This is a genomic window from Lentzea sp. HUAS TT2 (genome assembly GCF_051853195.1).
Taxonomy (GTDB): domain Bacteria; phylum Actinomycetota; class Actinomycetes; order Mycobacteriales; family Pseudonocardiaceae; genus Lentzea.
In genome coordinates, this window is sequence record NZ_CP196667.1 from 6,860,286 (window position 1) to 6,874,329 (window position 14,044).

At 69.7% G+C, this 14,044-nt stretch carries 15 protein-coding genes; 7 read left to right on the forward strand and 8 right to left on the reverse strand.

Annotated features, from left to right (window positions below; translation table 11 throughout):
• Positions 1–3: 3 nt before the first annotated feature.
• The 6 genes from ACSHWB_RS33050 to ACSHWB_RS33075 all read right to left on the reverse strand — a co-directional run bounded on the left by ACSHWB_RS33050 (position 4) and on the right by ACSHWB_RS33075 (position 4,992).
• Positions 4–1,353: a hypothetical protein gene (locus ACSHWB_RS33050; protein WP_439657201.1), complete on the reverse strand. Its 1,350-nt coding sequence runs from the start codon at positions 1,351–1,353 to the stop codon at positions 4–6.
• A complete protein-coding gene (locus tag ACSHWB_RS33055; protein WP_439657202.1) occupies positions 1,350–1,652 on the reverse strand; it encodes a hypothetical protein in 303 nt (100 codons plus the stop codon). The genes ACSHWB_RS33050 and ACSHWB_RS33055 overlap by 4 nt, the downstream gene beginning before the upstream one ends.
• Before the next feature lie 13 nt (positions 1,653–1,665).
• A complete protein-coding gene (locus ACSHWB_RS33060) occupies positions 1,666–2,154 on the reverse strand; it encodes a YbaB/EbfC family nucleoid-associated protein (protein WP_439657203.1) in 489 nt (162 codons plus the stop codon).
• Positions 2,155–2,221: 67 nt separating this feature from the next.
• The gene (locus tag ACSHWB_RS33065) at positions 2,222–3,073 is read right to left on the reverse strand and encodes a phosphatidylinositol-specific phospholipase C/glycerophosphodiester phosphodiesterase family protein (protein WP_439657204.1); all 852 of its coding nucleotides are present in this window, start codon (positions 3,071–3,073) and stop codon (positions 2,222–2,224) included.
• A gap of 36 nt (positions 3,074–3,109) precedes the next feature.
• Positions 3,110–3,721 (reverse strand): TetR/AcrR family transcriptional regulator, encoded by a 612-nt coding sequence (locus ACSHWB_RS33070; protein ID WP_439657205.1) that lies wholly within the window; start codon positions 3,719–3,721, stop codon positions 3,110–3,112.
• Between the two features lie 5 nt (positions 3,722–3,726).
• Positions 3,727–4,992: an MFS transporter gene (locus tag ACSHWB_RS33075; RefSeq protein ID WP_439657206.1), complete on the reverse strand. Its 1,266-nt coding sequence runs from the start codon at positions 4,990–4,992 to the stop codon at positions 3,727–3,729.
• A 62-nt stretch (positions 4,993–5,054) separates the two neighbouring features.
• Between ACSHWB_RS33075 and ACSHWB_RS33080 the strand changes: the two genes are divergently transcribed.
• Positions 5,055–5,825: an SDR family oxidoreductase gene (locus tag ACSHWB_RS33080; protein ID WP_439657207.1), complete on the forward strand. Its 771-nt coding sequence runs from the start codon at positions 5,055–5,057 to the stop codon at positions 5,823–5,825.
• A 34-nt stretch (positions 5,826–5,859) separates the two neighbouring features.
• On the opposite strand, the gene ACSHWB_RS33085 is transcribed toward ACSHWB_RS33080, so the two are convergent.
• Positions 5,860–6,177 (reverse strand): bifunctional 3-phenylpropionate/cinnamic acid dioxygenase ferredoxin subunit, encoded by a 318-nt coding sequence (locus ACSHWB_RS33085; RefSeq protein WP_439657208.1) that lies wholly within the window; start codon positions 6,175–6,177, stop codon positions 5,860–5,862.
• 132 nt (positions 6,178–6,309) lie between these two features.
• Between ACSHWB_RS33085 and ACSHWB_RS33090 the strand changes: the two genes are divergently transcribed.
• From ACSHWB_RS33090 to ACSHWB_RS33110, 5 genes are all read left to right on the forward strand, one after another.
• Complete coding sequence (locus ACSHWB_RS33090; protein WP_439657209.1) at positions 6,310–7,089, forward strand: IclR family transcriptional regulator; 780 nt, start codon at positions 6,310–6,312, stop codon at positions 7,087–7,089.
• Positions 7,090–7,267: 178 nt separating this feature from the next.
• Positions 7,268–7,426 carry a hypothetical protein gene (locus ACSHWB_RS33095; RefSeq protein ID WP_439657210.1) on the forward strand — a complete coding sequence of 53 codons (159 nt, stop codon included), beginning with the start codon at positions 7,268–7,270 and terminating at the stop codon, positions 7,424–7,426.
• A gap of 14 nt (positions 7,427–7,440) precedes the next feature.
• Positions 7,441–8,526, forward strand: a complete 1,086-nt coding sequence (locus ACSHWB_RS33100; protein WP_439657211.1) for an S-(hydroxymethyl)mycothiol dehydrogenase — start codon at positions 7,441–7,443, stop codon at positions 8,524–8,526.
• Positions 8,523–10,970 (forward strand): GcvT family protein, encoded by a 2,448-nt coding sequence (locus ACSHWB_RS33105; RefSeq protein ID WP_439657212.1) that lies wholly within the window; start codon positions 8,523–8,525, stop codon positions 10,968–10,970. Before ACSHWB_RS33100 ends, ACSHWB_RS33105 begins: the two co-directional genes overlap by 4 nt.
• Positions 10,967–12,097 (forward strand): aromatic ring-hydroxylating oxygenase subunit alpha, encoded by a 1,131-nt coding sequence (locus tag ACSHWB_RS33110; RefSeq protein WP_439657213.1) that lies wholly within the window; start codon positions 10,967–10,969, stop codon positions 12,095–12,097. The genes ACSHWB_RS33105 and ACSHWB_RS33110 overlap by 4 nt, the downstream gene beginning before the upstream one ends.
• Here the strand turns inward: ACSHWB_RS33110 and ACSHWB_RS33115 are convergent.
• On the reverse strand, positions 12,081–12,737 hold the full coding sequence (locus ACSHWB_RS33115) for a GntR family transcriptional regulator (RefSeq protein WP_439657214.1): 657 nt from the start codon (positions 12,735–12,737) through the stop codon (positions 12,081–12,083). The genes ACSHWB_RS33110 and ACSHWB_RS33115 overlap by 17 nt on opposite strands.
• 68 nt (positions 12,738–12,805) lie before the next feature.
• On the opposite strand from ACSHWB_RS33115, the gene ACSHWB_RS33120 reads away from it, so the two are divergent.
• On the forward strand, positions 12,806–14,035 hold the full coding sequence (locus tag ACSHWB_RS33120; RefSeq protein WP_439657215.1) for a sarcosine oxidase subunit beta family protein: 1,230 nt from the start codon (positions 12,806–12,808) through the stop codon (positions 14,033–14,035).
• Positions 14,036–14,044: the final 9 nt, after the last annotated feature.

Genomic DNA, 14,044 nt, shown 5'->3' on the forward strand with positions numbered 1-14,044 from the left:
TGGTCAGCGGGCCGGCTGGGTGCGTTGGACGCGTTGCTGCATGTCGGCGGCGATGTTGCCGTTGTTCAGGGTCCACGCGGCTTGCACGCCGGCGGCGTTGAGCAGGTTCGCCGGATGTTGTTCCCAGGCGTTGCCTTCGCCGTAGGTGACGAGGCGGGTGTTCCCGTTGGCGTCGCGTTCGCCGTAGCGGATCACATAACCCTCTTCGAGCATGTGCTCGCCCGCGATCGTGTAGTTGACGATCACGTCGGTGAACCTCGACGGGTCGGGGGAGGGGATCCGGTACGAGTTCACGTACTGCCCCGGCAGGGCGTTGTTCCGCGAGCCGGTCGTGCTCGCGGGCTGGTCGTCGATCATGGGCACCGGATTGCGGGCGATCGCGTCGCCGATCAGGGTCTCGTTCCCCTGGAAGGGGATGGCGGTGTCGCGGGGCACCTTGTACGTGTGCGCCCACTCCAGGAGGTTGGAGGCTGATCCGACGACGAATCCCTTCGCGCCGACGTTGTTGGGGATCTCCACGTCCGGCACGCCGGGGTCGCGGGGGCGCAGCAGGATCCGGTCGCCGTCCACGTACGCGCCGCCGCGGCCCTGCGGACCGCGGTCGTTCCTGCCCGGCGCGGCGGACGCGCCGGCCTGTGGGGCGCCCGCGACCCGTGCCACGTACCACTCGCGCACCTTCGTCCACTGTGGACCAAATCCGGCGGCCGACAGCTCCTTCTCGAACGCGTCGACGGTCCGCAGCAGTGCCAGCTCCTGGGTGGCGATCCGCGGTGCGACCTCGTTGATCATCTGCATGGCGCTGGCCATGACGTTCGTGGTGTAGCCACCCTCGGCCGCGCGTGCCCGCGTCAGGTAGTCGACCAGCCGGCCCACCAGGTCTTCGAGCTGCCGGTGTGAATTGCTCCGCGCGGCGGCCGCGGCCTCGCCCATCGCCGTCGCGGCGTCGGCCATGGCGTTGGCGAGGGACGCGGTGCCGGCCATCGCGGAGAGGAGAACGGACACCCGCTCGCGGTACTTGGCCGCGGCATCACCGGTCCACTCCAGAGCCGGTGCTTGAGTCGTCCGGTCGAGTTCCCGCCGCACCTCGGCGACGCCGGTGGCCACCTGCCTCCAGGCGCCGGTGTAGGTCTGGATCGCGGCCGCGCCGCCCGCCATCCTGTCGATCACTCCCTGCAGCGGCATGACGGGGTCGACGAAGTTGACGGGTCGCAGCCGGTCGACCGGACGCATCGGCTCTGCCAGCGCGGGCAGGCTCCCGCCGCGCAGCTCTGCGGCGACCCAGCCGCGTCCTGCGACCGTCCTGGCCAGGGTCGCCGCCGCCTCGGCGTCACGTGCGGCTTGGGCGGCGCTCACCGCCGCCCTCCTGCTCCCTTGATGGTGCCGGTGTTCTGCTGTTCGACGCGTCTGTACTCGGCCGCGGTGGCCTTGATGCTCGTGGCCGCCGCGGTCAAGGCGGCGATCGCGGCCTCCAGGGTCTCCTGCCCCGCATCGGTGTGGGCACGGACCAGACTGGCCGCGTGGGCGGCCGTGTCCCCGAAGGCGGCGGAGGGAAGTTCCTCCGTCTTCCCGTTGACGCCGGTCAGGTCGTCGGACAACTTCTGCAGCGTGCGGGCGTGGTTGTCGAGCGCGTCGATGTTGACCTGGAAGGACATCGAGGACTCCGATTCACGGATTTTCGAAGATCGCTGTTTCGTTCCAGTCGTCATCCCGGTCGTCGCCGCGGTGCGGAGGCGGCGCGACGGCCGGCGGCGGCATTCCACGCGGCGGCGCCACCATCCGCGGCTCCTCGGCCACCTCGCGGCGATGAGGCGCCGCTTCCGCGGGCACCGGCGGGAACCGGCTGCGTGCGTCGGCGAGGACGAGATCGGCGGTCTTGTCGTGGCCGACCGTCTCGGCCATGGCCCGCGCGATCAGGTCGGGCAGACGTGCCCGAGCGCGGCTCACGCAGCTCATGATCTTGGCCGCGAGCGCCGCCATCGACAACGGCTGCCGGGACTCCAGCAGCACGAGATCGACCATCGACCCGTCGGCGCCGACGGTCACCCGGACCACGCCGTCCCGCGAGGTCTCGGTGACCGTGGTGCGAGCCAGCCGGGCATCGAGTTCCCCGTACCGCCGCGCAGTGTCGGCGACCTGTTCCTGCCAGCCGCTCATCGCCACCCCCACAGCGAGTCTTCCAACGCCGGGACGGCAGAACAACCGGCAAACAGCCGACCGGGGCTCAGGCTCCGTGGCGTTCGGCGGGGTCGTTCCTCAGGAGGAACTCACGCAGCCCGGCGAGATCGTCGGTGTTGATGTGGTCGACCCCGGCCGCGACCAGTTCTCGCCACACCGCGTCCCGCGCTTGCCCTGCCGTGTCCGGAGTGGCCCAGAACCGCAGCCGATACCGGGCCGCGTGAGCCTGCGACACGATCCGATGGAGTTTCTCCCGCTCGGCAACAGGGATGGGGCCGACTCCCTGCCACGTGAAGTGGTTCGTCCAGTTGTCGCTGACCAGCGGCATGAAACCGGCGGGGACGCCGCTGCCGAGATCGCTCAACCTCCCGTCGTAGCCGGCCAGTCGAACCCGCTGGGCGAGCATGTCCTCACGTGGCCGGTTGCCGCTGATGACGACCTCGACCGCGCCACCGCGTTCGTGGCCGTTGACCCACTGGGTGAGCATGGGGCGGAACTCGCGCAGTGCCTCGTCCACGGCCCGGTAGGTCGCCGGCCCGTCGCTCTTGATGTCGACGAGCAGCTGGAAGGAACCGCGCCAGTGCGGGTAGACGTGGCCCCTGTTGGCGCGCACGAGCTCGGCGAGCGGCTGGAGGTAGAGGCTGCGCAGCGTCCGGCCAGGACGCGCGTCGATCAGGTCGTGCGCGACGCGGAGTTCGCCGTCGACCAGCCACACGTCGGCCTCGACCGACGTGAACCCGCTGTCGCGGGCGTCGGCGAGCGGACGGTCGTGTTCGTAGTCGTTGTGCGCGTGGGCACGTTCGAGCGGTCGGATCCCGCCGGCGACGGCCGCGGGCACCGGTCCGGCCACGACGGTCACGAGCAGGGCCAGCAGAACGGACAGCGCCGGTCGTTTCATCTGCGTCCTCTTCGACGTCGTGGGAACGAGTGACCTCTAGTCGCGCCAGACGTCGGCGAGGTTCCGGTCGAACATCGTCGCGATCGACACCAGCGCGGCGTCGAGGTCGACGTTGCCCGGATCGACGAGGGCCTGCAAGTGGATGCCGAGGAGCGCGCCGTTCAGCGCCACGGCGGCGGTGCGTTCCTGCTCGGCGGCTCTACCGGGATCAACACCGGCGGGGCGCTTGAACCGCAGCAGGTCCTCGATCCCCTCGCGGCGGCGGGCGAAGAACTCCCGGTACTGCTCGTGCACGACACCCCGGTCGCCGAGGGCCTCGACCAGGATCATGAACACCAGCGCCGAGTTGCCGCTCCTGAGCAGTTCGGCCGTCTCCGCGAACACCTCGGCGATGGACGGCACTGCCTCGTAACGCCCGGCGGGCCAGATGCGGCCGACCGCCCGTTCGACGACGGCCATCACGAGGCCGTCCTTGTTCTTGAAGTGCCAGGGGATCGAACCGCGGCTGATGCCGGACCGCTTGGCGATGTCCACAAAGGACGTGCGGTCGAACCCGCGCTCGGCGAAGAGCTCCTCGGCGGCGTCGAGGATGCGGCGGCGGCTCTCGTCGCCGATCTCGTCGATCCGGCGCGGCGCGGGGGAGTTCACGGCGATCATCGTACGACCCGCGCGATGTCGTGCCGTGCGTGCCGAGCGCCCCTGGTGAGCACCAGACCTGCGGCGACCGAGGCGACCGGTGCCACCAGGGCCACCGCGACCTGCTCGCCGAGGAACTTCTCCGCCACCCCGGTGAGCGTCGCGCCACCGAGCCCGCCGACCACCGCCGTGAACATCCCGACCAGCGCGAACGCCGTCGCACGGAACTCCTTCGGCGTCACCGCCGCCACGACCAGGCTCAGCGGGACGATGCCGGCGAACGTCATCCCCTGGGTCAGCACCCCGACGACCACGTAGGTCGTGACGTCCGGCGCGTACGCCTGCACGGCGAACCCGATGCCCAGCAACGAGAGCGCGCCGGCCGCGAGGTGCAGGCACGCCTGGGGGCTGCGCCGGAACAGCCGGTCGCTCACGGCCCCGCCGAGTGCCGCGCCGAGAAGCCCGCCGACCGCGCAGACGGCCGTGATCAAGCCCCGTGCCGCCGCGCTCTGCCCGAGGTTCTCCTCCAGGATGACGTTCAGGTAGATCGGCACGGTGGTGACGCTGATGCCGAACGCGCCGAGCGCGACCACCACGCTCATGAACGTCGGGATCCCTCGCAGCTCTCGAAGGACACCCCGCGGCGTGGCCGTGGAGTGCTCACGTCTTGGTTCGGGCAGCCGCAGCGCGCCCAGGCCGAGCAGGATCGCCGGCACGGCGAGAAAGGCGAACGCCCAGCGCCACGGCTCGTGCTCCTCGGGGATGGCCGCCGCGAACGCCGCCGCCAGCAGGGGACCGGTGACGATGCCCAGTGGCTGCCCGCCGCGGTGCAGCCCGAGCACCCGCCCGCGTCCGGCCGGCGGGTAGGCGTCCACCAGGAGCGAGGACTGGATCGGCCCCTCGTTGGCCTTGCCGATGCCGGCGACCACCCGCACCACGACGGCCTGCCACAGGTTCTGCACCAGCCCGAGCACCCCGGCCGCCGCGGCCCAGACGAGGGTGGCGATGCCCGCGATCGTCGTGCGGCGGTGCCGGTCGCCGAGCAGGCCGAGCGGGAGCGCGGCGACGGCGACCATCACCCCGGCCAGGGCCCCGACGACACCGACGGCCGCCGTGCTGATGCCGAGCGACGCGCGGATCTCCGGGGCGAAGACCACGAACATCACGTTGTCGACGCTGTCGAGCACCTGCAGCCCGGCCAGGACGCCGATGGTGGCGCGGCCGCCGTTCGACAGGACCTGGCGCAGCGACATTGCGGAGGGGGCGAGCTGATCTGGAGGCATGCTGAGCAGGCTACTGTGTCAGTCAACATAGTGTCGTCATCTCAACACAGAAGGGTGCTCCCATGCGCGACTGGACGGACTCGGCCGCCTTCATCACCGGCGGTGCCAGGGGAATCGGCCTGGGCATCGCGCGGGCCCTGGCCAAGCGGGGTGTGCGGCTCGCGCTGGCCGACGTCGACGAACCCGCGCTGGAACGCGCCGCGCAGGAGTTGTCGGGGCTGACGACCGTGCGGACCTACCGGCTGGACGTGCGCGACCGCGAGACGTTCGAGCAGGTCGCGGACGAGGTGGGGCCGGTGGACCTGCTGTTCAACAACGCCGGCATCGTGCCGCACGTCCTGGTCACCGAACTGACCTACGACAAGTGGGACCTGGCCCTGTCGGTGAACCTGACCGGCGTGATCAACGGGATCCAGGCGTTCCTGCCGCGCATGATCGAGCGCGGCAGCGGCTACGTCGTGAACACCGCGTCGGCCGCCGGGCTCGTGTCCGACCCGAACCTGCTCTACGCGACGGCCAAGTTCGCCGTCGTCGGGCTGTCGGAGTCGTTGCGCCTCAACGTGGCCGGGCACGGCATCGACGTCAGCGTGCTGTGTCCGGGGCCGGTCGACACGGACATCGTCGCGAACACCAGGGCGTCGAACGCCGAGGTCGGGCTGCGGGACGAGTACGTGCCCGCGGTCGAGGAGTTCCTGCGCAGCGGGCCGGGGATCGACGAGGTGGGGGAGATGGTGCTGGCGGGCATGGAGAAGCGCTCGCCGTGGATCTTCACGGGCGACGACGTCCGGTCACACCTGGAGGAGCGGATGGCCGCACTGCTCGCCGCGCTGTGAGGGCCTGCGCTGGGAGGTTCTGCGCTGGGAGGGGTCAGGCCACCGCTTCGCGGCTGCCCGTGTCCACGTAGATCACGCCGTCCTGCACGACGACCGGGTAGGTGCGCACGGCCTTCTTGGCCGGCAGGCAGGTCGGGACGCCGGTGCGGAGGTCGAAGCTCGCCGCGTGCAGCGGGCACTCGATGAAGCAGCCCTCCAGCCATCCCTCGCTCAACGAGGCGTCCTGGTGGCTGCAGGTGTCGTCGATCGCGTAGAACTCGCCGTCCGCGTTGAAGACGGCGATCGCCGGGTCGCCGGGAATGCGCAGGGACTCGCCCGCGGGCAGGTCTTCCACGGCGCATGCGGTGATCATCAGGAAACCCTCCGTTGCGTATTACGGAACGGTGTGAGCGATACGCAACAAGAGAATGAGGCTAGAACGGGGGCGCGTCAAGATGGGTTCGGGTGATCTGGGGTGGTTGCGTCAATTGGATATGGTTGCGTAATGAGCAACAACGGGGAGCGTGATCCTGCGCTGGTGCAATCGGTCGATCGGGCGGTGGCGGTACTGGAGCTGCTGGCCCGCAACGGGGAAGCGGGGATCACCGAGATCGCCGCCGAGCTCGGTGTGCACAAGTCCTCCGCGTCCAGACTCGTTTACACACTTCAGACCCGTGAGTTGGTTGAGCAGGACGGTGAACGCGGCCCTTTCCGGATCGGCATCGGCATGCTCCGGTACGCCGGCGCCGTGACAGGTCAGGTCGACTACGTCCGGGTGGGCGGGCCGGTCTGCACCGAGCTCGCGGACCGGCTCGGCGAGACGGTCAACATCGCGGTCCTCGACGGCGGTGTCGCGCTCAACGTGAGCCAGGCGCGTGGCGGGTCGGCGGTCGCGGCGCAGAACTGGGTCGGGCAGCGCACCCCGTTGCACGCCACGTCGAGCGGCAAGGTGCTGCTCGCCGCCGCGTCGGCCGACGACCAGGACCGCCTGCTGTCGGGCAAGTTGGAGGCCTGCGCGCCGGGCACGATCACCGATCCCGTGAAGTTGCGCTACGTGTTGCGCCGCACGGCCGAGGACGGGTTCGCCACCTGCATGGAGGAGCTGGAGGCCGGTCTGCACGCCGTCGCGGTGCCCGTGTTCGGGTCGCGCGGCGACGTCGTGGCGGCGATCAGCGCCGCCGGGCCGGCCTACCGGCTCTCGCAGAAGCGCATGCCCGAGATCGTCGAGGAGCTGCGGGTGGCGTCGCGCGACCTTTCGGTGCGAATGGGACATCCCGTGCAGTGAAAGACCTTCATGAACGACGAGCCCTCGGCCGTGGCCGGGGGCTCGTTCTCGTTCCGGATGCCTCCGTCCGAGCGACCGGGTCTTGACAACGGCTTCACCTGGACTCACCGTGATGCGCTGTAGTTGCATAATGCGAACCGCGTTGCGTATTGCGGAACTCGTTCGGAAGGGTCGGCCGTTGTCACTCTCCGTATCCACCACCACGGTTCTGGACCAGGACCTCGACGCGCTCGACCCCGAGGTCGCCGCCGCACTCCTGCCGGGCTTCGACGAGGCGGACCTGTCCGCCCGCGTCGCCGCGCTGGCCGGCAAGAACCCCCTCTACCCCCACCTCTGACAGGAGCGAACGAAGTGGCACAAGCGGTGAACGGTGTCGTGGCGGCGGGGCGCGGGGCCAAGGTCGCGGTGGAGACGATCCTCGTACCGGACCCCGGTCCTGGCGAGGCGCTGGTGAAGGTGCAGGCCTGCGGGGTCTGCCACACCGACCTGCACTACCGGGAGGGCGGGATCAACGACGAGTTCCCGTTCCTGCTCGGGCACGAGGCGGCGGGGGTCGTGGAGGCCGTCGGCGACGGCGTGACCGACCTGGCACCCGGCGACTTCGTGATCCTGAACTGGCGCGCGGTGTGCGGGTCGTGCCGCTCGTGTCTGCGCGGCCGGCCGCAGTACTGCTTCAACACCCACAACGCGGCGCAGTCCATGACGCTGGCCGACGGCACACCGCTGTCGCCCGCGCTGGGCATCGGCGCGTTCGCGGAGAAGACGCTCGTCCACAGCGGACAGTGCACGAAGGTGAACCCCAAGGCACCGGCCGAGGTCGCGGGCCTGCTCGGCTGCGGGGTGATGGCGGGCATCGGCGCGGCGATCAACACCGGCGGTGTCACCCGCGGCGACAGCGTGGCCGTGCTCGGCTGCGGCGGTGTGGGTGACGCGGCCATCGCGGGCGCCCGGCTGGCGGGTGCGCGCACGATCATCGCGGTCGATCTGGACGACACGAAACTGGAGTGGGCGCGACGGTTCGGCGCCACGCACACGATCAACGCGCGTGAGCAGGACGTCGTCGACGCGATCCGCGAACTGACCGAGGGCAACGGCGCGGACGTCGTGATCGACGCCGTCGGCCGCCCGGAGACCTTCCAGCAGGCCTTCTACGCCCGTGACCACGCCGGCACCGCCGTGCTGGTGGGCGTGCCGACCCCGGACATGAAGCTCGAACTGCCGCTGATCGACGTGTTTTCCCGCGGTGGCGCGGTCAAGTCGTCCTGGTACGGCGACTGCCTGCCCAGCCGCGACTTCCCGATGCTGATCGACCTCTACCTGCAGGGCAGGCTCGACCTCGGCGCGTTCGTCTCCGAGACGATCGGGCTGGGCGACGTCGAGAAGGCGTTCGAGGACATGCACCACGGCCGTGTCCTCCGCTCGGTGGTGGTCCTGTGACCCAGCCGAGAGTCGTGCTGATCGGCGCGGGCATCGTCGGATGCGCGCTCGCCGACGAACTGACCGCGCGCGGATGGACCGACATCACCGTGCTCGAACAGGGACCGCTGTTCGCGACCGGCGGATCGAGCTCGCACGCACCGGGCCTGGTCTTCCAGACCACCGGCTGCAAGACCATGACCTCGTTCGCCCAGTACACCGTCGAGAAGTACACGGCGCTGACGATGGACGACAAGTGGTGCTTCCAGCAGGTCGGCGGACTGGAGGTCGCCACCACGCCGGAGCGCTGGACGGACATCAAGCGCCGCCACGGCTGGGCGACGTCGTGGGGCGTCGAGAGCCACCTGCGCGACCCGGACGAGTGCGCCGCGCTGCACCCGTTGCTCGATCCCGCCAAGATCCTCGGTGGCTTCCACATCCCGAGTGACGGCATCGCGAAGCCGCTCAGGGCCGCCGAGGCCCAGGCGCGCAGGGCGATGGAGCGCGGTGCGAAGTTCCTGGCGCACCACAAGGTCACCGGTATCGAACGCAACGGCCGTCGCGTCAAGGCCGTCGTCACCGAGCACGACACGTTCGCCGCCGACATCGTCGTGTCGTGCGTCGGCATGTGGGGCCCGCGGATCGGCCGGATGGTCGACCTCGACATCCCGCTCGTCCCGATGGCCCACCAGTACGCGAAGACCACGCCGCTGCCGGCTCTCCAGGGCGTCAACAGCGAGCTGTCCGAGATGTCGAAGCCGTTGCTGCGCCACCAGGACGCCGACCTGTACTTCCGCGAGCACGTCGACCGCATCGGCATCGGCGCGTACGGGCACCGGCCGATGCCGATCTCGGCGGACGACATCCTCGATCACGACGTGGCGCCGACCATGCCGTCCGAGATCGCGTTCACCCCGGAGGACTTCGAGACCTCCTGGGACGCCGCCGTCGACCTGCTGCCGGTCCTCGGCGACTCGAAGGTCGAGGAGGGCATCAACGGCCTGTTCTCGTTCACCCCGGACGGCAACCCGTTGCTCGGGGAACACCCCGGCCTGCAGGGGTTCTGGGTCGCCGAGGCCGTGTGGATCACGCACTCCGCCGGTGTCGCGAAGGCGATGGCGGAGTGGCTGGTCGACGGGCAGCCGGGCATCGACCTGCACGGCTGCGACCTCAACCGGTTCGAGGACGTCCAGCGCTCACCCGGTTACGTGCACGAACGCAGCTGCCGGGCGTTCGTCGAGGTCTACGACGTCCTGCACCCGTTGCAGCCGGCCGAACGCCCGAGGCCGTTGCGCACCAGCCCGTTCTACGAGCGGCAGCAGGAGCTCGGCGCGGTGTTCCTGGAGGCGTCGGGCTGGGAACGCCCGCACTGGTACGAGGCCAACGCCACGCTGCCCGAGGTCGCGGAGATCCCGGGGCGCAACGAGTGGGCGTCCCGGTTCTGGTCGCCGATCGCCGGCGCCGAGGCCCTCGTCGCGCGCAAGCGGGTCGCGATGTTCGACATGACCGCGTTGAAACGGCTGGAGGTCAGCGGCCCGGAGGCGTTGTCGTTCCTGCAGACCATGACCACCAACCAGCTCGACCGCAAGCCGGGCGCGGTGGTGTACACGTTGCTGCTCAACGAGGACGGGGGAGTGCGCAGCGACCTGACGATCGCCCGACTCGGCGAGAACCGGTTCCAGGTCGGCGCGAACGGCCCGCTCGACCTCGACTGGCTGCGCAGGCGCATGCCCCCCAACGGCGGCGTGCACATCACCGACATCACGCCCGGCACCTGCTGCATCGGCCTGTGGGGACCGGAGTCGCGCAACCTCCTGCAACCGTTGACCCGCACCGACTTCTCATATCAGGCCATGGGCTACTTCAAGGCGCAGGAGGCGTTCATCGGCGAGGTGCCGGTGACCGCGATGCGCCTGTCGTACGTCGGCGAGCTGGGCTGGGAGCTCTACACCACGGCCGACATGGGCCGCAGGCTCTGGGACACGCTGTGGGAGGCCGGTCAGCGGCACGGCGTCATCGCCGCCGGCCGCAGCGCCTTCACCAGCATGAGGCTGGAGAAGGGGTACCGCTCGTGGGGCACCGACGTGACCACCGAGCACGACCCGTTCGAAGCGGGGCTGGGCTTCGCGGTCCGCATGAACAAGGGCTACTTCCACGGCCGCAGGGCGTTGGAGGGCCGTTCCGAGGAGACCGTGAGCCGCAAGCTCACCTGTCTCACGATCGACGACGACCACCAGGTCGTCATGGGATCGGAGCCGGTGTTCGCCGGTGGCGTGCCCGTCGGGTACGTCACGAGCGCGGCGCGCGGTTACTCGATCGGCAAGAACATCGCCTACGCCTGGCTGCCCGCCGACGTCGCCGTGGCGGGGACGCGGGTCGAGATCGAGTACTTCGGTGAACGCGTCCCAGCGGTCGTGGCGGCGGAGCCGCTGTTCGACCCCGAGATGAAGCGGATTCGCGCATGACCCAGACCGCACTGCCGTCGAGCCTCATCCCGACGTTGCCCGGCAACACCTACACCGACCCGGCGATCTTCGCGCAGGAGCAGGAGAAGATCTTCGAGCAGATGTGGTTCTGCGCGGTCCGCAGCGCCGACCTGCCGGACCCGGGCAACTTCCGCACCGTCCAGATCGGACGCGAGAGCGTGCTCGTGACCCGGTCGCGCGACGGCTCGCTGCGCGCGTTCCTCAACATCTGCCGGCACCGCGGCGCGAAGCTGTGCGTCGAGGAGAGCGGCACGGTCAAGCGCAACTTCCAGTGCCCGTACCACGCCTGGACCTACGGCCTGGACGGCAAGCTGGTCGCCGCGCCGAACCTCACGTCGATGCCGGACATCGACCGCGTGGAGTACGGGCTGAAGAAGGTCCACCTCCGCGAGTGGCTCGGCTACGCGTGGCTGTCGCTGGCCGACGAGCCGGCGTCGTTCGAAGAGACCGTGCAGCAGGACGTGCGGGAGCGCCTGGGCAACCTCGACGCGATCGGCAACTACCAGGTCAGCGAGCTGGCCCTGGGGCGGCGGATCACCTACGACGTCAAGGCCAACTGGAAGCTCATCATCGAGAACTTCATGGAGTGCTACCACTGCGCGACCATCCACCCCGAGCTCACGGAGGTCCTGCCGGAGTTCGCGGACGGCTACGCCGCGCAGTACTACGTCGGGCACGGGGCGGTGTTCGGCGAGGAGATCAAGGGTTTCACGATCGACGGCAGCGAGGGCTTCGAGAACCTGTCCGGGGTGGACGCGGAGCAGGACCGCCGGTACTACGCGATCACCGTGCGGCCGCAGGTGTTCATCAACCTCGTGCCGGACCACGTGATCATCCACCGGATGTACCCGATGGCCGCCGACCGCACGATCGTCGAGTGCGACTGGCTCTACGCCAAGGACGTCGTCGCCACCGGCAAGGACGTGTCGCGGTCGGTCGAGCTGTTCCACCGCGTGAACGAGCAGGACTTCGAGGCCTGCGAACGGTGTCAGCCTGCGATGTCGTCACGGGCGTACCGCGACGGCGGGGTGCTGGTCCCCTCCGAACACCACATCGCGGAGTTCCACTCGTGGGTGCAGGGCAAGCTCGTCAGATCAACGCCCTGATCGCCCGTTCGAAACCGATGACGTGCTGGGAGGCGAGCTCGCTCGCCTTCTTCGCGTCCCCGTCGATGATCGCGGTGAGGAGGGGCACGTGTTCGTCGACGTGACCGGCCATTCCGGACAGCCGGGGCAGGAAGACGCACCAGATGCGGGTCGCCAGGTTGTCGTAGGAGATCAGGGTGTCTTCCAGGAACGGGTTGTGCACGCACCCGTAGATCGCGCGGTGCACGCCGACGTCGGTGCGCAGGAGCTCCGTGTTGTCGCCCGTCGGCGTCGTGTCGAGCCGCGAGCGCAGGTCGGTGAGCGCGGCGCGGTCCTCTGCTGTGGCCCGCTCGGCGGAGGCGGCCGCGGCCAGCGGTTCGAGCGTCCTGCGCACCTCGGAGATGTGCGAGAGGTCGGAGATGTTGACGTCGGTGGCGAACGTGCCGCGGCGCGGGAAGGCGACGACGAGCCGTTCCTGCTCCAGCCGCTTGAGGGCCTCGCGGATCGGCGTGCGGCCGACGCCGAGCTCGGTGCGCAGCCTGTCCTCGTTGATGGGCTCGCCGGGCTTGATCTCCAGCATGACCAGGCGATCTCGCAGCACGGCGTACGCCTGCTCGGTGAGTGAGACGGAGGCGGGCTCGTCGTTGACCCGTGCGTTCATGTGACCTACCGTACTGCACAGACTGATATACCAGTAGTCGACCAGATGATTTCGCTGGAGGCGTCGGAATGACCAGCCCGCCCGGAGCACATCTGCCCGAGCACCCGGACTTCCTCTGGGACAACCCGGAACCGAAGGCCTCCTACGACGTCGTGATCGTCGGTGGCGGAGGGCACGGCCTGGCGACCGCGTACTACCTGGCGAAGGTGCACGGCATCACGAACGTCGCGGTGCTGGAGAAGGGCTGGCTCGCGGGCGGCAACATGGCCCGCAACACCACGATCATCCGCTCGAACTACCTGTGGGACGAGAGCTCCGGCATCTACGAGCACTCGCTGAAGCTGTGGGAGGGCCTGGAGTCCGACCTCGGCTACCCGATCCTGTTCGACCAGCGCGGTGTGCTGAACCTGGCGCACAGCCTGCAGGACGTGCGCGACAGCGTCCGGCGGGTCAACGCGAACCGGCTCAACGGCATCGACGCGGAATGGGTGGATCCCGCCGGGGTCAAGGAGATCTGCCCGATCGTCAACACCTCGCCGGACGTCCGCTACCCGGTGCTGGGCGCGACCTACCAGCCGCGCGCGGGCATCGCGAAGCACGACTACGTGGCGTGGGGCTACGCGCGGGCCGCGCACGCGATGGGTGTCGACCTGATCCAGAACTGCGAGGTCACCGGGCTGGAGACGGTGCAGGGCCGGATCACCGCTGTGCAGACCTCCCGCGGCCGGATCGCCGCCGGCAAGGTCGGGTTGTGCGCGGCCGGGCACAGCTCGGTGCTCGCGAAGATGGTCGGCCTGCCGCTCCCGCTCGCCTCGCACCCGTTGCAGGCACTGGTCTCCGAGCTCCTCGAACCCGTCCACCCGACCGTCGTGATGTCGAACGCCGTGCACGTCTACGTCTCCCAGGCGCACAAGGGGGAACTGGTGATGGGCGCGGGCATCGACAGCTACAACGGTTACGGCCAGCGGGGTTCGTTCCACATCATCGAGCAGCAGATGTCGGCGGCGCTGGAGCTGTTCCCGGTCTTCGCGCGGGCGCACCTGCTGCGGACGTGGGCGGGCATCGTGGACGTCAGCCCGGACGCCTCGCCGATCGTGGGCCTGACCCCGGTCGGCGGCCTGTACCTGAACTGCGGCTGGGGAACCGGCGGCTTCAAGGCCACCCCCGGTGTCGGTGACTGCTTCGCGCACACCATCGCCCACGACAAGCCGCACCCGTTCAACGAGCCGTTCACCCTCGAGCGCTTCACCACGGGCGCTCTCGTCGACGAGCACGGCGCCGCCGCCGTCGCGCACTAGGAGCAGACG

Bases quoted from the DNA above. Each gene is read 5' to 3' on its own strand.
- ACSHWB_RS33085 (WP_439657208.1), bottom strand. From the start codon at position 6,177: ATGATCACCGCATGCGCCGTGGAAGACCTGCCCGCGGGCGAGTCCCTG.
- ACSHWB_RS33055 (WP_439657202.1), bottom strand. From the start codon at position 1,652: ATGTCCTTCCAGGTCAACATCGACGCGCTCGACAACCACGCCCGCACG.
- ACSHWB_RS33080 (WP_439657207.1), top strand. From the start codon at position 5,055: ATGCGCGACTGGACGGACTCGGCCGCCTTCATCACCGGCGGTGCCAGG.
- ACSHWB_RS33110 (WP_439657213.1), top strand. From the start codon at position 10,967: ATGACCCAGACCGCACTGCCGTCGAGCCTCATCCCGACGTTGCCCGGC.
- ACSHWB_RS33065 (WP_439657204.1), bottom strand. From the start codon at position 3,073: ATGAAACGACCGGCGCTGTCCGTTCTGCTGGCCCTGCTCGTGACCGTC.
- ACSHWB_RS33060 (WP_439657203.1), bottom strand. From the start codon at position 2,154: ATGAGCGGCTGGCAGGAACAGGTCGCCGACACTGCGCGGCGGTACGGG.
- ACSHWB_RS33090 (WP_439657209.1), top strand. From the start codon at position 6,310: ATGAGCAACAACGGGGAGCGTGATCCTGCGCTGGTGCAATCGGTCGAT.
- ACSHWB_RS33075 (WP_439657206.1), bottom strand. From the start codon at position 4,992: ATGCCTCCAGATCAGCTCGCCCCCTCCGCAATGTCGCTGCGCCAGGTC.
- ACSHWB_RS33120 (WP_439657215.1), top strand. From the start codon at position 12,806: ATGACCAGCCCGCCCGGAGCACATCTGCCCGAGCACCCGGACTTCCTC.
- ACSHWB_RS33115 (WP_439657214.1), bottom strand. From the start codon at position 12,737: ATGAACGCACGGGTCAACGACGAGCCCGCCTCCGTCTCACTCACCGAG.